The sequence below is a fragment of the Stutzerimonas chloritidismutans genome (genome assembly GCF_038562055.1).
GTDB lineage: Bacteria > Pseudomonadota > Gammaproteobacteria > Pseudomonadales > Pseudomonadaceae > Stutzerimonas > Stutzerimonas chloritidismutans_A.
In genome coordinates this window covers 170,504-191,489 of sequence record NZ_JBCFXD010000005.1, presented here as the reverse complement: position 1 = coordinate 191,489, position 20,986 = coordinate 170,504, and the positions used below count along the sequence as shown (strand labels likewise).

The following is a 20,986-nucleotide window of genomic DNA, read 5'->3' as shown; positions in this document are numbered from 1 at the left end:
CACCATCGCACAATCTTCTTCGCGAGCAAGCTCGCTCCTACAACAGCGGTACACCTGCACCCGTAGGAGCGAGCTTGCTCGCGAATCGGTCTACGCACGAACCGAACTGGCTCAACGCACCAGACAAGGCTTCTTGTTGTTGAAGGTCCATTCCGGGAGCAGGTACTGCATGGCAACGGCATCGTCCCGCGCGCCCAGGCCTTTTTCCAGATACAGCTCATGGGCCTTCTGCAATGAATCTTCATCCAGTTCGACACCCAGGCCCGCCTTCGCCGGGACGGCCACCTTGCCGCCTACGATCTGCAGCGGTTCGCGGGTCAGGTACTGGCCGTCCTGCCAGATCCAGTGGGTATCGATCGCAGTGATCTTGCCCGGTGCGGCAGCCGCCACGTGGGTGAACATGGCCAACGAGATGTCGAAGTGGTTGTTCGAATGCGAGCCCCAGGTCAGGCCCCACTCGTGGCACATCTGCGCGACGCGGACCGAGCCACTCATGGTCCAGAAGTGCGGGTCGGCCAGCGGAATATCCACTGATTGCAGGCTGATGGTGTGCCCCATCTGCCGCCAATCGGTCGCGATCATGTTAGTGGCGGTCGGCAATCCGGTGGCACGGCGGAACTCGGCCATCACTTCGCGCCCGGAGTAGCCGTTCTCGGCACCGCAGGGGTCTTCGGCATAAGCCAGCACGCCATGCAGGTCCTTGCACAGATCGATGGCTTCAGTCAGTGACCATGCCCCGTTGGGGTCCAGGGTGATGCGGGCATCGGGGAAGCGCTCGGCCAGTGCACGGATCGCCTTGACCTCTTCGCGGCCCGGCAATACGCCGCCCTTGAGCTTGAAGTCCTTGAAGCCGTAGCGCTCGTAGGCCGCTTCGGCCTGACGCACAACGGTCTCGGGGGTCAACGCTTCTTCGTTACGCACACGGAACCAGGCATCGCTGGCATGGGTTTCGTCGCGGTAGCCGAGGTCGGTTTTGTTGCGATCTGCAATGAAGAACAGGTAACCGAGCATCTCGACTTCGTCGCGCTGCTGCCCGTCACCGAGCAGCGCAGCAACCGGCACGTTGAGGTGCTGGCCGAGCAGATCGAGCAGCGCCGACTCGATGGCGGTGATGGCGTGGATGGCGATACGCAGGTCGAACGTCTGCAATCCCCGGCCCGCGACGTCGCGATCGGCGAATGCCTTGCGCGCCTGGTTCAGCAGACCGTTGAAGTTGCCGACCGACTGGCCGATCAGAATCGCGCGTGCATCGTCCAGCGTCTTGCGGATGGCCTCGCCACCGGGGACTTCGCCGACACCTGTGTTGCCGGCGCTGTCTTTGAGAATGAGGATGTTGCGGGTGAAGTACGGACCATGGGCGCCACTCAGGTTGAGCAGCATGCTGTCTTGCCCTGCGACCGGAACCACTCGAAGTTCGGTGATGACCGGAGCACCTTGATTCATAGAATCGTTCATATGCATCTCTCTTTTGTTCTTATGGTCCGCGTTGCGATGTATCGATCTGTTTGCCCCCGACGCGAATCGCCGAGCCGCTGAGAGACTCGAACGAATTACGCGTCATGGGACGACTCGGCAGATCAGCCGATGTAGGTGGTCTTCACCGTGGTGTAGAACTCCTGAGCGTAACGGCCCTGCTCGCGCGGACCATAAGACGAGCCTTTGCGGCCCCCGAACGGCACGTGGTAGTCGACGCCTGCGGTTGGCAGGTTGACCATCACCATCCCGGCCTGGGAGTGACGCTTGAAATGATTGGCGTACTTCAACGAGGTGGTGCAGATGCCCGCCGACAAACCGAACTCGGTGTCGTTGGCCATCGCCAGCGCTTCGTCGTAATCCTTCACTTTCACCACGTTGGCGACCGGCCCGAAGATCTCTTCACGGCTGATGCGCATGTCGGCGGTGCTGTCGACGAACAGGGTTGGCGCCAGGTAATAGCCCTCGGTGCCACAGCTCACGCGCTCGCCGCCACAGGCCAGGCGTGCGCCCTCTTGTTTGCCGATTTCGATGTATTTCAGGTCCTGGTCCAGCTGAGCCTGGGAAACCACCGGGCCTACGTCAACGCCCTGCTCCAATGCCGAACCGACTTTGATCTTCTTGATGCGCTCGATCATGGCTTCGACAAAGCGGTCGTAGATGCCTTCGGTGACGATGATGCGGCTGGAGGCGGTGCAGCGCTGGCCGGTGGAATAGAACGCGCTCTGCGCGGCCAGTTCGACGGCAGTATTGAGGTCGGCGTCGTCCAGAATGATTTGCGGATTCTTGCCGCCCATTTCCAGCTGAACCTTGGCCTGACGACCAACGCAGGTCGCCGCAATGCCGCGGCCAACACCTACCGAACCGGTAAAGCTGACGCCATCGACGCGCTTATCGTTAACGATGGCTTCGCCGACTTCGCGGCCCTTGCCCATCACCAGGTTAAACACACCAGCAGGGAAGCCGGAGCGCGAGATGATGTCAGCGATGGCCCAGGCGCAACCGGGAACCAGGTCGGCGGGCTTGATCACCACGCAGTTGCCATAGGCCAGGGCCGGGGCGATCTTCCAGGCCGGAATGGCGATCGGGAAGTTCCAGGGCGTGATCAGACCGATCACCCCCAGCGGCTCGCGAGTGACTTCAACGCTGACGCCCGGACGAACCGATTGCAGGGTCTCGCCAGCCTGACGCAGGCACTCACCGGCGAAGTACTTGAAGATGTTCCCGGCACGGGACACTTCACCTATGGCTTCCGGCAGGGTCTTGCCTTCTTCACGCGCCAGCAGGTTGCCCAGCTCTTCGCGGCGGGCAAGGATTTCCAGTCCGACCTTTTCCAGTGCATCGGCACGTGCCTGGATGCCGGACGTTGACCACGCCGGGAAGGCTTTGCGTGCGGCGGCGATGGCCGCTTCGACCTGCGAAGCGTCCGCTTGGGCATATTCGCCGATGACGTCCGACAGATCGGACGGGTTGATGTTGGCCTGGTAATGCTTGCCAGCTACCCATTGGCCATCGATGTAATTGTCATATTGCTTTGCGTCTGCCACGTAGCGCTCTCCTTCGTGAGGTCCGCCGCGATGCCTGGTATCAATGAAGGCATCGTTCGCGGCGTTGGGGCGAGTGATAGGTCTGACGTACGTTACTGTGCGCCCTGCTTCTCGATCAGTGCGGCAAGCGCTTCGTACTCGTCCGGACGCAGGTCAGTCAGTGGTGCGCGTACAGGACCGGCGTCGTAACCGGCGATCTTCGCGCCAGCCTTGACGATGCTGACCGCGTAACCTTTGCAACGGTTGCGGATGTCGAGATAAGGCAGGAAGAAATCATCGATCAGCTTGCCGACGGTTTCGTGGTCGTCGCGCGAAATGGCGCCATAGAAGTCCATGGCCAACTTCGGCACGAAGTTAAAGACGGCCGACGAGTAAACGGGTACGCCCAGCGCTTTGTAGGCCGCGGCGTAGACCTCTGCGGTCGGCAGGCCGCCGAGATAGGTCAGGCGGTCGCCTAGACGACGGCGGATGGAAACCATCAGTTCGATGTCGCCCAGACCGTCCTTGTAGCCGATCAGGTTCGGGCAGCGCTCGGTCAGCTGCTCGAGCAGCGGCGCGGTCAGGCGGCAGACGTTGCGGTTGTAGACCACGACGCCAATGTTGACTGACTTGCACACTTCTTCCACGTGCCGCGCGACACCTTCCTGGCTGGCTTCGGTCAGGTAGTGCGGCAGCAGCAGCAGGCCCTTTGCGCCAAGACGTTCAGCTTCCTGAGCGTACGCGATGGCCTGACGGGTCGGGCCACCGACACCCGCGAGGATCGGCACTTGGCCGGCGCAGGTATCGACGGCGGTCTTGATGATGTCCGGATACTCCTGCGGGGTCAGCGAGAAGAACTCGCCCGTGCCGCCCGCGGCGAACAGTGCCGTTGCGCCGTAAGGAGCCAGCCATTCCAGACGCTTGATGTAGCCGGCACGGCTGAAGTCGCCTTGCTGGTCAAAGTCGGTGACCGGAAAAGACAGCAAACCAGAAGAGAGGATGGCCTTCAGTTCTTGTGGGTTCATTGTTCGAGCATCCTGTGAAACAAAGAGTAGATGATATAGGGCCTCAGCCTTGGAGATACGTTATCGTACAACATGTAGCTGCGCTACCTCTTTGTTGAAGATTTTCGTCGGCCTGTCCTGGAGTTTCGGGTCTCGCCTCTCACGCTAGAGAGGCGAACTGCTAAAGCATAGATGCATTATTCGGAAGCAATCTATGCCTTTGAAGCAAATAAATGACCGTTTGGTCATACGGGCCTCATCAGTTTGTTTCACCGATTTGACAAGGGCGAACCGCACTGATAAAAATCTCACCAAGTCATACGACAACGTATGACATTTAAAACAACCAGAGCTTGAAAGCCATGTATCAGCCACCGATGTCTCGTCTCGAGCGCGCCCTGCCCTGTCTTGCTCAGCCTTGTCTGCTCACTGAAACCACTACCGCAGTGGGATTGCTTGGCTGCGTCATCGGCTCGGACTGTGGTCGCTCCGCACCGCGGGACATCCGATCGGCCTCGCCCTTAGTTAATTGCCAAATAACTGTTCCAGCTCGACCAGGTCGAGGGCATGGACCTTTGAGGACTTCAACACGGCAATAGGCATTGCCCACCTAATCAAGCTCATAAAAATAATCAGGAGCGAGACAGCAGATGCAAGACACACGAACCGTGACGCCAGTGGTCAAGGACATGCAGGTCATCCCGGTCGCGGGATACGACAGCATGCTGTTGAACCTGTGCGGTGCGCACGCCCCCTACTTCACTCGCAATCTGGTGATCCTCAAGGACAGCGCCGGTCGCACCGGTATCGGTGAAGTGCCGGGTGGCGAAGGCATCAGGCAAGCCCTGGAACGAACCAAAGGCCTGGTGATTGGCCAGCCTATCGGCCGCTACAACGGAGTCCTCAACGCATTGCGCCGCGCCATTGCTGGTGGTTCAGCGAAGGGCCCGCAGGCGACGCAGCATGAGGTCACCTCCGAAGCCGAAGCGGCAGTTCTGAAGCAGCCGCATGAGATCAATCTGCGTCTGGACAACGTCGTCACCGCCGTCGAAGCCGCCCTCCTTGATCTGCTCGGCCAGCACCTCGACGTGCCAGTGGCAGAGCTCCTCGGTAGCGGCCAGCAGCGCGACAGCGTGCCAATGCTCGCTTACCTCTTTTATATAGGCGACCGCACCCGTACCGACCTGTCGTACCTGACCGGCACCGGTGCGGCTGATGACTGGTACCACATCCGTCATCAGGAGGCGGTGACCCCGGCCTCCATTGTTCGACTGGCCGAGGCCGCCACGGCGCGCTACGGTTTCAAGGACTTCAAACTCAAGGGCGGTGTCATGCGGGGTAGCGAAGAAATGCAGGCGATTGCCGGCATCAAGTCGCGCTTCCCTGACGCCCGCGTAACGCTTGATCCCAATGGGGCCTGGTCGCTGGCCGAAGCCATCGAACTGTGCAAAGGCCAGGGGCATATCCTTTCCTACGCTGAAGATCCGTGCGGGCCTGAAAACGGTTACTCCGGTCGGGAGATCATGGCCGAGTTCAAGCGCGCGACAGGCATCCCTACCGCCACCAACATGGTTGCAACCGACTGGCGGCAGATGGGCCATTCGCTGCGCCTGGAAGCGGTCGACATCCCACTGGCCGATCCGCATTTCTGGACCATGCAGGGTTCGGTGCGCCTCGCGCAGATGTGCCAGCAGTTCGGCCTGACCTGGGGTTCGCATTCGAACAATCACTTCGACGTTTCGCTGGCGATGTTCACCCATGCGGCCGCCGCGGCGCCGGGCAACATCACTGCGATCGACACCCACTGGATCTGGCAGGAAGGCCAGGAGCGGTTGACCCGCGAGCCGCTGCAGATCGTCGGCGGTGCGGTTCAGGTTCCAGACAAGCCGGGCCTGGGCGTCGAGCCGGACATGGATCGGATCATGGCTGCGCACGACCTATACAACCAGGTCGCCACAGGCGCGCGTGACGATGCCATGGCGATGCAATACCTGATTCCTGGATGGAAATACGACCCCAAGCAACCCAGCGTGGGGCGCCCATAAAAGAAAGAGAAGCACTAGAAAAGAGAAACCAAGCGCCGCAACCCCAACCACCGGAGAGACATACAATGAAAAAAGCAATCAGCGCCTCCCTTGTTTCCGCCCTTCTAGCCACTGCTGTAAGCGGCGCATTCGCTGCTGAAACCGAGTGGCCCACTCGCCCTGTGCAGGTCGTTGTCATCGCCAACGCAGGCGGAGATACCGACTTCAATGCCCGCACCATGGCCAAGTACTTCACGAAGATCACCGGTGAAGCGATGGTCATCACCAACGTTGCCGGCGGTGGCGGCACCCTGGCGGCCGAGCAGGTAAAGCAGGCCGATCCGGACGGCAACACCATTCTCTTCACGCATACCGGACAAATGATCGTCAACGAAGTCGCTGGTCTTACCGAAGACAGCCTGGACGCCTTCGACATCTGCTGCATTGCCGGCGTGGACAAGGGCACCGTCTTCGTCGCCTCGAAGAGCTCGGGCCTGAAAACGCTGGAAGATTTGATCTCCAAATCCAAGGCTGAGCCAAGCAGCGTCACCTACGGTACCGAGATGGGCAGCTATTCCCATCTGCAGGGCCTGATGTTCGAAGGCTTGACCGATACCAAGCTGAAGATGGTCGATGCCGGCACGGTATCCGAGAAAGTCGTCGCTCTGCTGGGCGACCGGATCGACCTCGCTGCCATCAGCTACGGTTCGGTACAGGACTACGTCACGAGCGGTGAGATGGTCGCCCTGGGCCAGCCCAACGCCGAGCGCAACCCGCTGCTCGGTGACGTACCGACCTTCAAGGAGCAAGGCGTCGATTTCGTCATGGAAAAGCCCTACATCGTGGCGTTCCCGGACGGTACCGATCCGGCCATCATCGAGAAGATGTCAGGCATCGTGAAGCAGATCACCGAGATGCCAGAGTACGAGGAAGAGCTGCGCAAGACCTTCAAGCAACCGGTCAGCTATTTCGACACCAACTCGTCGATCGACCGCCTCACGAACACTCGTGAAGACTTCATGAAGTACAAGGGCGAACTGCGCCAGAGCAAGTAAGCCCGCGGCATGATGCCTGGCGCAGTCGCTGCGCCAGGCAGCCTTCCCTCTGAATCGAGAGCTGTCCCATGGATACCTACAAGAGAAAGGAGTTACTGGTCGGAGCCCTGATGCTGGCTGCGGGCCTGTTCTACCTGTTCCTGACCATCAATCTTCCGCGCAAAGGTTTCATCGACGCTTCGACCGTGCCCTACGTGCTATCCGTTGGGCTTTGCCTGCTGGGCGCGCTTCAGCTGTTGATGGCGACCAAGGCCACCCAGCCCCCTGTTGACCCTGATGCGGACGCCGACCCGTCGGCTGCAACGCCGCCGGACTACTCAACAGTGTTCAAAACCCTGGGGCTGATCGCGGTTTATGTCGCCCTCCTGCAAAAGGTCGGCTTCCCGATCATGACCGTGCTCTATCTGTATGCGCAGTTCATCGTCATCACGCCGCGCGAGCAGAAGATCAACCACATCACCTATATCGTCATCGCGGTCATCACCTCCGCCTTGATCTTTTTCACCTTCCGGCAGGGCTTCGATCTGATGCTCCCGACCGGCTTTCTGAAATTCTAGGAGGCGGCCATGTTCGAGCTTCTGCAGGCCGGTTTCGGTGCGGTTTTTTCTCCTTATATCTTTATTCTGATCATCCTTGGCGTCGCCGTCGGCATCGTCTTCGGTGCCGTCCCGGGGCTTTCGGCCACGATGGCAATCGCCCTGTGCTTGCCACTGACCTACACCATGGGCCCAGCTGCAGGGCTGTCGCTATTGGTGGCCCTGTTCATCGGCGCGACGTCGGGTGGCCTGATCTCGGCCATTCTGCTGAAGATCCCCGGAACGCCCGCCTCCATCGCTACGACCTTCGATGGCGGGCCGATGATGGAAAAGGGCGAAGGGTTGAAGGCGCTGGGTGTCGGAGTGGTGTTCTCTTTCCTCGGCACCATTTTCAGTATCGTCGCGCTGATGTCCATTGCGCCCTCGTTGGCCAAGATCGCTTTGCGCTTCGGGCCGCATGAATATTTCTCCATCGCGATCTTCTCCCTGACGCTGATCGCTACGCTGTCCACCGGCTCGCTGCTCAAAGGCATCTACGCCGGCACGCTGGGTTTTGCGTTTTCCACCGTGGGTATCGCACCAGTCGACGCTATCCGCCGCTTCACCTTCGACTCACCGAACCTTAATGGTGGCTTTGCCATGCTGACGGTGATGATCGGCATGTTCGCCGTGGCCGAAGTGATCAAGATCGCTGAAACCGGCCGCTCGATGCACAAGAGCAAGATCGCCACGGTCAGCATGAAGGGCGTGAAAGGCTTTGGCTTCTCGCTCAAGGAGTTCTTTGGACAGATCCCCAACGCGTTTCGCTCTGCGCTGATCGGTATCGGGATTGGCATTCTCCCAGGCATCGGTGCCGGTACTTCGAACATCGTTTCCTACATCATCGCCAAGAAACGCTCCAAGCATCCCGAGCAATTCGGCAAGGGCGCGGTCGAGGGCGTGGTCGCTAGCGAGACGGCGAACAATGCCGGCATCGGCAGCGCCATGATCCCGCTGATGACGCTTGGAATTCCCGGCGACACCGTGACTGCGATTCTGCTCGGCGGCTTCATGATTCACGGCATCCAGCCCGGTCCACTGCTGTTCATCAGCCAGGGCGCACTGGTGTACACCATCTTCGCTGCGCTGATCCTCGCCTCGGTAATGATGCTGGTGCTGGAGTTCTACGGACTGCGCATCTTCATCAAGTTGCTGGCGGTGCCCAAGCACATACTATTGCCGATCATCCTGGTGCTGTGCGTGGTGGGCGCGTTCGGTCTGAGCAGTCGGGTGTTCGACGTCTGGACCATCCTGTTGTTCGGCCTGATTGGCTATGGCTTCGTCAAGGGCGGCATGCCAGCGGCGCCGTTCATCATTGGTTTCATCCTCGGTCCGATGGCCGAAACCAACCTGCGCCGTGGTTTGATGCTGTCTGACGGCCACTTCATGGGCTTTCTCACCAATCCGATCTCGGCGTCCTTCCTAGCGCTGGCCCTGGTGTCGGTACTTTGGCATCTGTTCAGCGCATTGCGCGGGCGCAAAAGCGCGGTAGAAAAGCTGCAGCGCGCTTGACCCAACAGCACCCGCGTGAGCGGGTGCCGATGGGAACAACCGCGCCGAGCAGGCCGTGTGAACACTACTGCGTTCGGATATACCGCGTTATAAAACAGGCTAGGAATGCTCCTTGCCTGTTTTAGCCTTGCGTCGCTCGTTACGTTTTCACGTGGCCTGCAAAGCGAGCTTTTGCGCTCAGCCACGCTTGCCTATCTCGATCTTTGCCAGCGTCCAGCCGGCTACCCGCTCGTGCAGGCTTAGGCCCAGGCCTGGCCGATCTGGCACAAGCATGTGGCCGTCGCGTATTTCCAAGCGTTCGTTGAACGCCGGCTCCAACCATTCGAAATGTTCGACCCAGGTCTGGTGCTCGTAGGCAGCAGCCAGATGCAGGTGGATTTCCATGACGAAGTGCGGTGCCATAATCATGCCGCGTTGTTCGGCGGCATGAGCGACCTTGAGAAACGGCGTGATGCCGCCCATGCGCGGTGCGTCGTGCATGATTACATCGACCGCGCCGGTGTCGACATAACCCAGAGCTTCGGTGGCGCTGGTGAGCATTTCGCCGGTACCGATTGGCGTATCTAGTTGTGCAGCCAGCGCCGCGTGACCGGCAACGTCGTGCGCGTCCAGCGGTTCCTCAATCCATTCCAGCTGGTACTGCTCCAGCACCCGCCCCATGCGTAACGCCGTGACGCGATCCCATTGCTGGTTGACATCCACCATCAGCGGCACCTCGTCGCCCAGATACTTGCGAATGGCCTCGACCCGCTGCAGGTCAAGGCGCCTTTCCGGTTGCCCGACTTTCATTTTCACGCCGCTAACGCCACGCTCGCGAGACTGCACCGCCTTGTCGATGATTTCTTCTATAGAAGCCTGCAAATAACCACCTGAAGTGTTATAGCAGCGTACCGAACTGTGGTGAGCTCCTAGCAGTTTGGACAGCGGCAATGCTGCGCGGCGTGCCTTGAGATCCCACAAGGCGGTGTCGATCGCAGCAATGGCCTGAGCCGCCACGCCGCCTCGCCCTACCGAAGCACTTGCCCATACCAACTTGTTCCAGAGCCGGGCGATGTCGTTGGGGTCTTCACCGATCAGCAAGGGTGCGAGTTCCTGGGCATGGGCATATTGTGCCGGCCCACCGGTGCGCAGGCTGTAGCTGAAGCCCAAGCCAGCGTACCCCTGTGCCGTTTCGATTTCGGCAAACAACAGACTGACCGAAGCCAATGCGGCCTGCCGGCCGTTCGTCACTTTGGCATCACTGACCGCTTGCGCCAGCGGTAGCTCCACCGAACGCAAACGGATCCAGGTGATGCGATCGGGACTGTAGGTTTTCATGTCCACCCTCATGGTTCGAGTAACGTACGGCAGACATGATGGACGCTGCGATTGATGCGGCGCTAATCTAATCAGTCACTGGATTGATACCGGAAATGGATCAATGTTCGACTTGGCACAACTGCGATGTTTTACCGCTCTGGCTAACGAGTTGAATTTTCGTCGCGCCGCGGAACGCCTGCACATGACCCAGCCACCGCTGAGCCGGCAGATCCAGCTGCTGGAGCATCAGTTGGGCGTAGTCTTGTTCACCCGCAGTACCCGCGCGGTAGCCTTGACCGCCACCGGTCGTGCCTTCTTGGTCGAAGCTCAGGCGCTACTCGATCAGGCCCACCGGGCCGCACGGACAGCTCGCCTGATTGCTTTGGGGGAAAGTGGGACCGTGAGCATCGGCTTCGTTGCCAGCGCGGTGTATGACTTCCTGCCTCGGGTGGTGGCCCAAGCCAGGTGCGACCGTCCCGGCGTGCAGATCGCTCTCCAGGAAATGAGCACGTTCGAGCAGCTTCAGGCCCTGCTTACACGTCGCCTCGACCTGGCCATCGTTCGTGCCCCCCTGAACCAGCCGGGTCTGGTCAACGAGCGCATCGTGTGCGAGCCGTTTGTGTTGGCTTTACACGAAGAGCACCCATTGGCAAGACTTGAACCGCTTGAACTGGCAGCACTACACGGCCAGCCTTTTATCATGTATTCGCATGCCGCCTGGCAACCGTTCAACGAGCTGCTGACCGGCATGTTTCGCTCCAGCGGCGTGCAACCGGACTATGTGCAGTCGCTTGGCACGACCTTGACCATACTGTCACTGGTCAACGTCGGCATGGGCCTGGCACTGGTACCGCGCAGCGCCAGTGCGGTGAGCTTCGAACGGGTGCGTTGGCGGACGCTCGAGCTGCCATCAGGCGTGTGCAGCGAACTGCATCTGGTCTGGCGCGACGATAACGACAACCCCGCCGTCGCCGCGCTTCGTGAAGCGGTACGCCATGCGGCCAGCGAAACCGCTCAGGGGCGCTGACCCACCTCGGCCTGCTGCACGGTCCATCCGGCCACCTGGCCGCTCAAACTCAAGCCGAGACCGGGCCGGTTCGGCACTAGCATTCGCCCGCCGCGAATCTCCAGTCGCTCCTCGAACAAGGGTTCCAGCCATTCGAAATGCTCGACCCAAGGCTCACGAGTATGAGTCGCCGCCAGGTGCACGTGCAGCTCCATGGCGAAGTGTGGCGCCAATGTCATGCCGGCCTGCTCAGCCAGGGTCTGTATCCGCAAGTAAGGCGTTATGCCGCCCACGCGCGGGGCATCTGGCATCAGGAAGTCGGCAGCACGCTGGCGAATGAACTCCCAGTGTTCGGCGGGGCTGGTGAGCATCTCGCCTGTAGCGATCGGCGTTTCGAACAGACGCACCAGTTCGGCGTGCCCCTCGGCGTCGTAACAGTCCAGTGGCTCCTCGATCCATATCAGGTCGAAGGGCTCCAGGCGCCGGCACATGCGGCAGGCGGTCGGCCGATCCCATTGCTGATTGGCATCGACCATCAGTGGAAACGCCTCGCCCAGATGTTGGCGCACCGTGTCTACCCTATGCAGGTCCAGCGCCCAGTCCGGCTGGCCGACTTTGAGCTTGATCCCGCCGATGCCTTTCTCTCGCGACACATCGGTGTTTTTCATCAATTGATCCAGCGGCGTGTGCAAAAAGCCGCCAGACGTGTTGTAGCAGCGCACCGAGTCGCGTTGGGCGCCGAGCAGACGCGCCAGCGACAACCCCGCACGACGTCCTTTGAGGTCCCACAACGCCACGTCGAAGGCGCCGATCGCTTGGGTCGCCAGGCCGCTGCGCCCCACCGATGCGCCCGCCCAGCACAGCTTGTCCCACAGCTTGGCAATATCACTGGGGTTCTCACCGATCAGATTGGGCGCCACTTCCAGCGCATGGGCGAACTGTCCTGCGCCTCCAGCGCGCTTGGAGTAGCTGAACCCCAGCCCCTGATGACCATCACGAGTTTCGACCTCTGCGATCAGGATCGCGATCTCGGTCATCGGCTTCTGCCGCCCGGTGAGCACCTTCGCATCGCTGATCGGGTTGGCCAGCGGCAGTATTACCGAGCGCAGTTTCAGCCAGGCGATACGGTCTTCGTCAGCACAGATGATTGCGGGCTTGTCGTTCATGAAACCTCCTGATGAGGAAACTGGCGACCTGCATGCCCATGCCTGACGACATAAGTCACAGAGAGCCGCCAGGCCGCCAGGCCGCCAAAATGGACAGCCCGATTCAGCCTATGATGATTGCGCAATCATTCAAGCTCTGATCGATGTCAGGTGCTGTCTCGCACGATCAGCTCGAAACCGACGTCCAGACGCAACGGAGCGCGGGCCTGACCGGGCTCGGCGATGCGCGCCAGCAGCGCTTCGGCGATGGTTCGGCCGATCCGTGCGCCATCGACACGTACGGTGGTCAACGTAGGATGGCTGTGCGCCGCGCTGGACAGATCACCAAATCCCATCACTGCGAGGTGCTCGGGAACTGACAGCCCGCGACTGGCTGCCTCCGCCAGTACACCTTGTGCCACGGTGTCGGAGCTGCAGACCACAACGTCCCCGGCCGCATTGCGCTCCAGCAACCGGCAAAAACCTTGCCGCCCGACAGCCACGGTCGCTGGCGCAGGCAGGACCTCCATTGCGATGGGATCAGCGCCCTGCTCGGCCATCGCCTCGATCAGACTGCAACAGCGCCTCAGGCCACGCGGATCGTCGATGCTTACCACCGACACGCGCCGGTAGCCCTTGCTCAGCAGATACCGGGCAACCGCTCGGCCCACAGCCTCATGAGAAAAACCCACCAGCATGTCCAGGGGCCGCTCGCACAGGTCCCAGGCCTCGACCACCGGGATACCTACCCGCGCCAGGCAGTCGCGGCTGGCCTGGGTATGTTCGGTTCCGGTAAGCACAATGCCATCCGGTCGCCGTCCCAATACTGCTTCGAGCAAGGCTTGTTCCTGTTCAGGGCAATAGCCGGTCAGGCCGAGCAATGTCTGGTAACCCGCCTCGGCAAGGCGATCGGTAAGCGCCTGGACGGTGTCGGCGAAAATCGAGTTGGCAATGGTTGGCAAAAAGATCGCCATCAGTCGACTGCGGCGACCGGCCAGCGACCCAGCGGCCAGATTGGGAACGTAGCCGGTGGTCCTGACGGCCGCCAGGACCCGTCTGCGCGTGGCATCGGTGACCAGTTCCGGCCGACCCAGCGCACGCGACACGGTGATCGGCGATACACCGGCGACTTTGGCCACGTCTATCAGGGTTGGAGTGCCGGTCGGATGGCGGTCGGATTGTCTTCTGTTCATGGCTGTCTGCCGTCTATAGGTCTCGTCGCGCAGGCGCCAGCCCTGGAACCATGCCTTTGCAGCTGGAAAACGAACCTTCTCGCGACGTCATCATACAACCTCCCGCTTTAAATTCGCCACGCTCGTCTATTTCCAATGCCGAGGCGATACCCGACTTTAGTGGTATGTGATTACCCGACGGCGACGGCTAGCGTGATGCTTTGCAGCCACTTCTGACGCCTGTTAAATCCAGCAAACACGCCAGTTACAGAGGGAGTGGCCGGAACGATAGCAAGCGTGAGATACCGGTTGGGCATCGCCAAGAAGAGCGTACATGGCGGTTGACAAAGCCCACGGGCGACAGAAATAATCAATTCAAGTCATATGACAACCGATGACATTAAAAACAATAAGCGACGGGCAGACCTCAATGACAAGCACGACGACCGCTCCCACACCCTTGAATCGCCTCCTGCTGACAGGCGCCGCAGGAGGATTGGGCAAGGTATTACGTGAAACGCTTCGCCCCTACGCCAAGATCATCCGCCTCTCCGATATCGCACCCATGGATGCTCGCACCGGCGATTACGAAGAAGTGGTGCAGTGCAATCTTGCCGACAAAGCCGCTGTGCACGCCCTCTGTGAAGGCGTCGATGCAATCGTCCACTTCGGTGGCGTTTCGGTAGAACGTCCTTTCGAGGAAATTCTCGAAGCCAACATCAAGGGCGTATTCCATATCTACGAAGCGTCACGCAAGCACGGCATCAAGCGTGTGATCTTCGCCAGTTCCAATCACGTAATCGGGTTTCACAAGCAGACCGAAACCATCGACGCCAGCGCCCCGCGCCGCCCTGACAGCTACTACGGCCTGTCCAAATCCTATGGCGAGGACATGGCGAGCTTCTACTTCGATCGCTACGGCATCGAAACCGTCAGCATCCGCATCGGCTCCTCGTTCCCCGAGCCACTCAACCGCCGGATGATGGCCACATACCTCAGCTATCGCGACCTTACCAACTTGATCGAGCGCTCGCTGTTTACCCCGAATGTGAAGCACACCGTTGTGTACGGCGCCTCGGCGAACCGCGACCAGTGGTGGGACAACCGCATGGCTGCTCACCTGGGCTTCGAGCCGCAGGACACCTCCGAAGTGTTCCGTGAAAAGATCGAACAGCAACCGCCCTATGCACCCAACGACCCAGCCCTGATCTACCAGGGTGGCGCCTTCTGCGAAGCAGGCCCGTTCGACGACTGATTCCCGCCACGCCGCGAAAATAACAAGAGAATCGCCATGGCAAACTCAGCAGAACTGATAATCGACGCCCAGAATGCAACGGGCGAAAGCCCGGTCTGGGTAGCAGCGGAGCAGGCGCTGTATTGGGTCGACATCCCCAACAAGCAGCTGCTGCGCTGGAATGCTTCGAATGCCGCCGTGACACGCTGGACGGGTGATCAGATGATCGCCTGTATCGCTCTCCGCGAAGGGGACGCCAATTGTTGGATTGCTGGTATGGAAGACGGCATCTTCGATGTCGTTCCGCAGAACGACGGCACACTCAGCAGCACCCGTCTTGCTGGCGTTCAGCACGGCGCGAGCAACATGCGATTCAACGACGGGCGCTGCGACCGCCAAGGCCGTTTCTGGGCCGGCACCATGGTCATGGATATGGCCGCTGGCACTTCGGCCGGCGCGCTGTACCGACTCGAAGGTTCGGCTGTCAGCAAATCGCTCGAGGCTCAGCTGCAGGATTTCATCGTACCCAACGGGCTGGCATTCAGCCCCGACGGACGCACCATGTACCTTTCCGACTCGCATCCCAGCGTACAGGCCATCTGGGCCTTCGATTACGACATCGACAGTGGCACGCCGAGCAACCGCCGGCTGTTCGTCGACATGAACCAGTATGCCGGCCGACCCGACGGCGCGGCGATTGATGTTGATGGCTGCTACTGGACTTGCGGTAACGACGCCGGCCTCGTTCATCGTTTCACGCCGGATGGACGCCTCGATCGCTCGCTCCAGGTGCCGGTGAAGAAGCCAGCGATGTGCTCCTTTGGTGGCTCCGGCCTCGACACCCTGTTTGTCACATCCATCCGCCCGGGCGGTGATCTCTCCGATCAGCCCTTGGCAGGTGGCGTATTCGCCCTGCAACCCGGCGTCGCCGGACTGGAGGAACCCCGCTTCCGCTAACGCTTCACCCATAAGGACGGGCACGCAGTGTCCCGGTCTTGACGCTCGCAACGCTGCATACCAACAAAAACAAAACGGAGATTCACATGGACTTCAAACGCAAGTTGCTCATCGCTGCACTTCCGCTGGCCTTCTGCCTGTCGAGCACCGCCTACGCGGAGATGACGCTGAAAATCGCTGAGATCCACCCTGCCGGTTATCCGACCGTGGTCGCTCAGGAAAACATGGGCAAGAAAATCGAAGAAGCCACCGACGGTGAACTCAAGTTCCGCATGTTCTCAGGCGGCGTGCTGGGTTCGGAGAAAGAAGTCGTCGAACAGGTTCAACTCGGCGCCGTACAGATGACCCGTGTCAGCCTGGGCACACTCGGTCCGGTCGTTCCGGACGTCAACGCCTTCAACATGCCGTTTGTGTTCCGCGATCACGAACACATGCGTAAGGTTATCGACGGTGAGATCGGCCAAGAAATCCTCGACAAGATCACCAACTCCGGTTTCAACATGGTCGGCCTGGCGTGGATGGACGGTGGCGTACGCAACCTCTACACCAAAGAGCCCGTGCGTAACCTTGAAGACCTCAAGGGCATGAAAATCCGCGTCATGGGCAACCCTCTGTTCATCGATACGCTGAACGCCATGGGCGCCCAAGGTGTTGCGATGAACACCGGTGAAATCTTCAGTGCCCTGCAGACCGGTGTGGTCGATGGTGCGGAGAACAACCCGCCAACCATGCTTGAGCACAACCACTTCCGCGCCGCGAAAAACTACTCGCTGACCGGACACCTGATCCTTCCTGAACCAATCGTGATCTCCAAGACCACCTGGAACAAGCTCACCCCGGAGCAGCAGGAAATCGTGAAGAAGTACGCCAAGGAAGCGCAGATGGAAGAGCGCAAGCTGTGGGATGAGAAGACCGCCAGCAGCGAAGCCAAGCTCAAGGAAGAAGGCGTCACCTTCATCGAGGTCGACAAGAAGCCCTTCTACGATGCGACCGCCCCGGTTCGCGAAAAGTACGGCGCGCCTTACGCCGAGCTGATCAAGCGTATCGAAGCCGTTCAGTAATTCGTTCCCTCTGAAAAACCTCGCGGCGACGAGCTTCGCTCGCCGCCGCGCCTGTGGTGAAGTCTGATGAAAAACACGCTGCTGCGCGTCAACGACGCGATCTACAAGACCTGTGTTTGGGTCGCGGGGCTGGCCATCGTGGTCATGTCCATGATCATCCCCTGGGGGATCTTCGCGCGCTACGTGCTGGGCTCTGGCGGGGGCTGGCCTGAACCCGTGGCCATCCTGCTGATGGTGATCTTTACCTTTCTCGGTGCAGCGGCGAGCTATCGGGCCGGTGCGCATATGGCGGTGACCATGTTCACCGACCGCCTGCCTGAGCATCTGCATCGCCATATCGAACTGCTGGTTCAGATCCTGATGGGCGTCATCTGCCTGTTCATGACGATTTGGGGCATCAAGCTGTGCGCTGCGACCTGGAATCAGTTCATGAGTACGCTACCGACACTTCGTGTGGGTATCACCTATTCCCCGATCCCAATCGGCGGCGCTATCACGCTGTTGTTTGTCATCGAACGCATTATCTTCGGCGACCAGAGCCATCGGCGTGCGGTCAACTACGAGCTGGTCGAAGACAGCAAGGAGGCCGCGTAAATGGACGCGCTGATTCTACTCGGCAGCTTTGCCGTACTTTTTCTCCTGCGCATGCCAGTGGCGTACGCACTGGGCATGTCGGCGCTGATCGGCGCCTGGTGGATCGATATCCCGTTCGATGCGGTGATGATCCAGGTCGCCGGCGGCGTCAACAAGTTCTCGCTACTCGCGATCCCCTTCTTTGTTCTGGCCGGTGCGATCATGGCCGAGGGCGGAATGTCCCGGCGACTGGTGGCTTTCGCTGCTGTGTTGGTCGGCTTCGTGCGGGGCGGCCTGTCCTTGGTAAACATCATGGCGTCGACTTTTTTCGGCGCGATCTCCGGCTCGTCACTGGCAGACACTGCTTCGGTAGGTTCGGTGCTGATCCCGGAAATGGAGAAGAAGGGCTACCCTCGCGAGTTTTCCACGGCCGTTACGGTCAGTGGTTCAGTCCAGGCGCTGCTGACGCCACCCAGCCACAACTCGGTTCTGTATTCGCTGGCCGCTGGCGGCACCGTCTCGATTTCGTCACTGTTCATCGCGGGCATCGGCCCTGGTCTGCTGCTCAGCGCGGTGATGATGACCATGTGCCTGATCTTTGCTCGGGTACGTAACTATCCCAAGGGCGAGGTCGTCCCGCTCAAGCAGGCATTGAAGATCTGTGTTGAAGCGCTGTGGGGCCTGATGACTATGGTCATCATCCTGGGCGGTATTCTGTCAGGTGTGTTCACCGCGACCGAATCGGCATCCATCGCCGTGGTGTGGGCGTTCTTCGTCACCATGTTCATCTACCGTGACTACAAATGGCGCGAGCTGCCAAAGCTGCTGCACCGCACCGTTCGTACCCTGTCGGTGGTCATGATTCTGATCGCCTTCGCAGCGAGCTTCGGCTACATCATGACGTTGATGCAGATCCCGTCGAAGATCACCACAATGTTCCTGACCCTGTCGGACAATCGCTACGTGATCCTCATGTGCATCAACATGATGTTGCTAGTGCTCGGCACGCTGATGGACATGGCGCCGCTGATCCTGATCCTTACGCCGATTCTGATGCCTGTAATCATGGGCATTGGTGTCGACCCGGTACACTTCGGCATGATCATGCTGGTGAACCTCGGCATCGGGCTGATCACGCCACCCGTAGGCGCGGTGCTCTTTGTCGGCGCGGCGATCGGCAAGGTCACCATCGAGAATACGGTCAAGGCGCTGCTGCCCTTCTATGTCGCGCTGTTTATGGTGTTGCTTGCAGTAACCTACATCCCCGCAATCTCACTCTGGTTGCCCAGCGTGGTGCTCTGATAGTCCACTAACGCAAACTTCGACGCCGCCCACCCGGGCGGCGTTTTTGCTTTGCAGGCCCGATCGATCAAGTAATGAGACAACTGTCACTGCCGTTGCGGACGGCGCCCGAACACCGTGATGCTGCTTAACACAGGATTGACCCGATGCAAGCTGCTACACCGTTTCCACGTCATATTGCCGTACTGATTCTGGCCACCTTGGCTTGCTCGTTCGCAGCCAACCATATCGCCGCGCGGATCGCGTTCGATCACAATACCGGTCTGTTGCTGGCCATGCTCTGCCGCGCCGGCGTGACGCTGCTGGCTTTGGCTGCGCTTGTATTCTGGAGGCGCGAATCCCTGCGCTTGAGTCGCACCACGTGGCGTTGGCAGATCCTTCTTGGGCTTCTGATCACGGTTCAGAGTTTTTGCATCTACTCAGCGGTCGCGCGCATTCCGGTTGCGCTGGCTCTGCTGGTCGTCAATCTCTCGCCCATCCTGCTTGCACTGCTCACATGGGCGCTGGGCGGGCCGAGACCGACACGCCACGCGTTGACGATCATGGGACTGATCCTGGTCGGCCTGGTACTGGTTCTGGACGTTCCCACACGTCTAATGACCAGCGAGGCGCCTGACGCTCAATGGATTGCTGGCATCCTGTTCAGCCTTACCGCAGCCGGGGTATTCGCGCTAGCGCTGTGGGTCACCGAGCATAAGCTATCGGGCATGGCCGGCTCGGTGCGAAGCATGCTGACACTAGTTGTGGTGTTTGGCGCCTCCGCCCTGCTCGGCGCAAGCGGCGTTATACCAGGTGGCCTAGGCCTCCCCAGCGCAACGGCTGGTTGGATCGCATTGGGTTGCCTGGTGCTTCTCTATGGCGCGGCGTTTTCCACACTCTTCATCTGCATGCCGCGGCTTAATATCGCTCGCAACGCACCCGTCATGAACATGGAGCCAGTCGCGGGAATGCTGCTTGGCTGGTTGGTGCTTGGCCAGTTGCTGGCCCCCATGCAGATACTGGGTGGCCTGATTGTGGTTGGGGGTATCGTCCTGCTGGCGTACCGCAAGAACTGAGCAAACCAGCCCGAGGTGAGTTGGCGCGCTTGCGCCAACGGGTGGCGTTCAATCCACAAAGCTCTATGGCAGAGTCCGAAAGTGAAGCACGAGGTCGGCGGCGGGTTTCAATTCTGATAGTCGGTGTCAGCTGACCTTGTCGGTCTCCGCCTCTTCATGAGCCTGACGCAGTCGCTCTCGGCTATTGGTCAGATGCAGGCGCATCGCAGCTCGGGCTGATTCTGCGTCCTGACGAGCGATAGCGTCATAGATCTGCTCATGTTCGCGACCGAGGCGCTGCTGATAGTGCGGCTGGTCATCATGTGCCAGACGTGCCGAATTCAGCCGACTGCGCGGGATAATTGCCGTACCTAGATGGTTCATGATGTCCGTGAAGTAGCGGTTGCCCGTTGCTTCGGCGATTTGCAGATGGAACTGGAAGTCCGATACAGCAGCTTCACTGGAAAGCGCCGCACTGCGCTGTAGCGAATCCAGGAATTCCCGCATAGCCGTCAGTTGTTCGGGAGTCCGACGTTGTGCCGCCAGTCCGGCGGATTCGACCTCCAGGCTGATCCGCAGCTCCAGAATCGACAATATGTCCCGTAGCGTCCCGATAGTCGCCGGGTCGATGCGCAGGCCTGTGGTGCTCGGAGTATCGAGCACGAAAGTGCCGATGCCGTGGCGAGTCTCAACCAGCCCGGACGCTTGCAGCCTAGAGATCGCCTCACGCACCACTGTTCGACTGACCCCTTGAGCCTGCATGATCGCTGACTCTGTCGGCAGCTTGTCGCCGCGTTTGATAACGCCGTCGCGGATCTGCTGCGACAGCTCGGTCACCAGCTCCTGTGCGAGGCTGCGGTGCTTACGGCGAACACGCGGCTGGGCGATCTGATTTTCCATGGACACATCGATCTCGTTGAAGCGAAGTAACCCGTATCATAGCTCAGTAGTTGTACGATAACTATCCGACCACCGTCTATTGCTCGACCCTACCTTGCGTCCGAAAAACGGCGGGGTTCAGCGTGAATCCTATA

The 20,986-nt window shown here is 60.0% G+C and carries 18 protein-coding genes; 11 read left to right on the top strand and 7 right to left on the bottom strand.

What is annotated here, in order from left to right:
- Positions 1-111: 111 nt before the first annotated feature.
- The 3 genes from gudD to kdgD form a co-directional block, all read right to left on the bottom strand.
- Positions 112-1,455 carry a glucarate dehydratase gene (gene gudD, locus AAGW23_RS10350; protein WP_342406405.1) on the bottom strand — a complete coding sequence of 448 codons (1,344 nt, stop codon included), beginning with the start codon at positions 1,453-1,455 and terminating at the stop codon, positions 112-114.
- Between the two features lie 122 nt (positions 1,456-1,577).
- The gene (locus AAGW23_RS10345; protein WP_342406404.1) at positions 1,578-3,020 is read right to left on the bottom strand and encodes an aldehyde dehydrogenase family protein; all 1,443 of its coding nucleotides are present in this window, start codon (positions 3,018-3,020) and stop codon (positions 1,578-1,580) included.
- A 92-nt stretch (positions 3,021-3,112) separates the two neighbouring features.
- On the bottom strand, positions 3,113-4,024 hold the full coding sequence (gene kdgD, locus AAGW23_RS10340) for a 5-dehydro-4-deoxyglucarate dehydratase (RefSeq protein WP_342406403.1): 912 nt from the start codon (positions 4,022-4,024) through the stop codon (positions 3,113-3,115).
- 629 nt (positions 4,025-4,653) lie between these two features.
- On the opposite strand from kdgD, the gene AAGW23_RS10335 reads away from it, so the two are divergent.
- The 4 genes from AAGW23_RS10335 (at position 4,654) to AAGW23_RS10320 (ending at position 9,169) form a co-directional block, all read left to right on the top strand.
- The gene (locus AAGW23_RS10335; protein WP_342406402.1) at positions 4,654-6,048 is read left to right on the top strand and encodes an enolase C-terminal domain-like protein; all 1,395 of its coding nucleotides are present in this window, start codon (positions 4,654-4,656) and stop codon (positions 6,046-6,048) included.
- Positions 6,049-6,113: 65 nt separating this feature from the next.
- Complete coding sequence (locus tag AAGW23_RS10330; protein WP_342406401.1) at positions 6,114-7,082, top strand: tripartite tricarboxylate transporter substrate binding protein; 969 nt, start codon at positions 6,114-6,116, stop codon at positions 7,080-7,082.
- Between the two features lie 68 nt (positions 7,083-7,150).
- Positions 7,151-7,639: a tripartite tricarboxylate transporter TctB family protein gene (locus AAGW23_RS10325; RefSeq protein WP_342406400.1), complete on the top strand. Its 489-nt coding sequence runs from the start codon at positions 7,151-7,153 to the stop codon at positions 7,637-7,639.
- A 9-nt stretch (positions 7,640-7,648) separates the two neighbouring features.
- Entirely contained in the window at positions 7,649-9,169 is a 1,521-nt protein-coding gene (locus AAGW23_RS10320; protein ID WP_342406399.1) for a tripartite tricarboxylate transporter permease, read from the top strand.
- A 177-nt stretch (positions 9,170-9,346) separates the two neighbouring features.
- Here the strand turns inward: AAGW23_RS10320 and AAGW23_RS10315 are convergent, their stop codons facing one another.
- Positions 9,347-10,486 carry an L-talarate/galactarate dehydratase gene (locus AAGW23_RS10315; protein ID WP_342406397.1) on the bottom strand — a complete coding sequence of 380 codons (1,140 nt, stop codon included), beginning with the start codon at positions 10,484-10,486 and terminating at the stop codon, positions 9,347-9,349.
- Positions 10,487-10,589: 103 nt separating this feature from the next.
- Between AAGW23_RS10315 and AAGW23_RS10310 the strand changes: the two genes are divergently transcribed.
- Positions 10,590-11,495: a LysR family transcriptional regulator gene (locus tag AAGW23_RS10310; RefSeq protein ID WP_342406396.1), complete on the top strand. Its 906-nt coding sequence runs from the start codon at positions 10,590-10,592 to the stop codon at positions 11,493-11,495.
- On the opposite strand, the gene AAGW23_RS10305 is transcribed toward AAGW23_RS10310, so the two are convergent.
- The gene (locus AAGW23_RS10305) at positions 11,483-12,640 is read right to left on the bottom strand and encodes an L-talarate/galactarate dehydratase (protein ID WP_342406395.1); all 1,158 of its coding nucleotides are present in this window, start codon (positions 12,638-12,640) and stop codon (positions 11,483-11,485) included. The genes AAGW23_RS10310 and AAGW23_RS10305 overlap by 13 nt on opposite strands.
- Positions 12,641-12,786: 146 nt before the next feature.
- Positions 12,787-13,812 (bottom strand): LacI family DNA-binding transcriptional regulator, encoded by a 1,026-nt coding sequence (locus AAGW23_RS10300; RefSeq protein WP_342406394.1) that lies wholly within the window; start codon positions 13,810-13,812, stop codon positions 12,787-12,789.
- A 409-nt stretch (positions 13,813-14,221) separates the two neighbouring features.
- Between AAGW23_RS10300 and AAGW23_RS10295 the strand changes: the two genes are divergently transcribed.
- From AAGW23_RS10295 to AAGW23_RS10270, 6 genes are all read left to right on the top strand, one after another.
- The gene (locus AAGW23_RS10295) at positions 14,222-15,046 is read left to right on the top strand and encodes an NAD(P)-dependent oxidoreductase (protein ID WP_342406393.1); all 825 of its coding nucleotides are present in this window, start codon (positions 14,222-14,224) and stop codon (positions 15,044-15,046) included.
- Between the two features lie 36 nt (positions 15,047-15,082).
- The gene (locus AAGW23_RS10290; RefSeq protein ID WP_342406391.1) at positions 15,083-15,982 is read left to right on the top strand and encodes an SMP-30/gluconolactonase/LRE family protein; all 900 of its coding nucleotides are present in this window, start codon (positions 15,083-15,085) and stop codon (positions 15,980-15,982) included.
- A gap of 86 nt (positions 15,983-16,068) precedes the next feature.
- Positions 16,069-17,043 (top strand): TRAP transporter substrate-binding protein, encoded by a 975-nt coding sequence (locus tag AAGW23_RS10285; RefSeq protein WP_342406390.1) that lies wholly within the window; start codon positions 16,069-16,071, stop codon positions 17,041-17,043.
- Positions 17,044-17,109: 66 nt separating this feature from the next.
- Positions 17,110-17,637 (top strand): TRAP transporter small permease, encoded by a 528-nt coding sequence (locus AAGW23_RS10280; protein ID WP_342406389.1) that lies wholly within the window; start codon positions 17,110-17,112, stop codon positions 17,635-17,637.
- Entirely contained in the window at positions 17,638-18,918 is a 1,281-nt protein-coding gene (locus tag AAGW23_RS10275; protein WP_342406388.1) for a TRAP transporter large permease, read from the top strand.
- 146 nt (positions 18,919-19,064) lie between these two features.
- On the top strand, positions 19,065-19,973 hold the full coding sequence (locus AAGW23_RS10270) for a DMT family transporter (RefSeq protein ID WP_342406387.1): 909 nt from the start codon (positions 19,065-19,067) through the stop codon (positions 19,971-19,973).
- A 126-nt stretch (positions 19,974-20,099) separates the two neighbouring features.
- Here the strand turns inward: AAGW23_RS10270 and AAGW23_RS10265 are convergent, their stop codons facing one another.
- Complete coding sequence (locus AAGW23_RS10265) at positions 20,100-20,852, bottom strand: FadR/GntR family transcriptional regulator (RefSeq protein ID WP_342406386.1); 753 nt, start codon at positions 20,850-20,852, stop codon at positions 20,100-20,102.
- Positions 20,853-20,986 lie beyond the last annotated feature (134 nt).

Bases quoted from the DNA above. Each gene is read 5' to 3' on its own strand.
- gudD (WP_342406405.1), bottom strand. From the start codon at position 1,455: ATGAACGATTCTATGAATCAAGGTGCTCCGGTCATCACCGAACTTCGA.
- kdgD (WP_342406403.1), bottom strand. From the start codon at position 4,024: ATGAACCCACAAGAACTGAAGGCCATCCTCTCTTCTGGTTTGCTGTCT.
- AAGW23_RS10335 (WP_342406402.1), top strand. From the start codon at position 4,654: ATGCAAGACACACGAACCGTGACGCCAGTGGTCAAGGACATGCAGGTC.
- AAGW23_RS10330 (WP_342406401.1), top strand. From the start codon at position 6,114: ATGAAAAAAGCAATCAGCGCCTCCCTTGTTTCCGCCCTTCTAGCCACT.
- AAGW23_RS10325 (WP_342406400.1), top strand. From the start codon at position 7,151: ATGGATACCTACAAGAGAAAGGAGTTACTGGTCGGAGCCCTGATGCTG.
- AAGW23_RS10320 (WP_342406399.1), top strand. From the start codon at position 7,649: ATGTTCGAGCTTCTGCAGGCCGGTTTCGGTGCGGTTTTTTCTCCTTAT.
- AAGW23_RS10315 (WP_342406397.1), bottom strand. From the start codon at position 10,486: ATGAAAACCTACAGTCCCGATCGCATCACCTGGATCCGTTTGCGTTCG.
- AAGW23_RS10310 (WP_342406396.1), top strand. From the start codon at position 10,590: ATGTTCGACTTGGCACAACTGCGATGTTTTACCGCTCTGGCTAACGAG.
- AAGW23_RS10305 (WP_342406395.1), bottom strand. From the start codon at position 12,640: ATGAACGACAAGCCCGCAATCATCTGTGCTGACGAAGACCGTATCGCC.
- AAGW23_RS10300 (WP_342406394.1), bottom strand. From the start codon at position 13,812: ATGAACAGAAGACAATCCGACCGCCATCCGACCGGCACTCCAACCCTG.
- AAGW23_RS10295 (WP_342406393.1), top strand. From the start codon at position 14,222: ATGACAAGCACGACGACCGCTCCCACACCCTTGAATCGCCTCCTGCTG.
- AAGW23_RS10290 (WP_342406391.1), top strand. From the start codon at position 15,083: ATGGCAAACTCAGCAGAACTGATAATCGACGCCCAGAATGCAACGGGC.
- AAGW23_RS10285 (WP_342406390.1), top strand. From the start codon at position 16,069: ATGGACTTCAAACGCAAGTTGCTCATCGCTGCACTTCCGCTGGCCTTC.
- AAGW23_RS10280 (WP_342406389.1), top strand. From the start codon at position 17,110: ATGAAAAACACGCTGCTGCGCGTCAACGACGCGATCTACAAGACCTGT.
- AAGW23_RS10275 (WP_342406388.1), top strand. From the start codon at position 17,638: ATGGACGCGCTGATTCTACTCGGCAGCTTTGCCGTACTTTTTCTCCTG.
- AAGW23_RS10270 (WP_342406387.1), top strand. From the start codon at position 19,065: ATGCAAGCTGCTACACCGTTTCCACGTCATATTGCCGTACTGATTCTG.
- AAGW23_RS10265 (WP_342406386.1), bottom strand. From the start codon at position 20,852: ATGGAAAATCAGATCGCCCAGCCGCGTGTTCGCCGTAAGCACCGCAGC.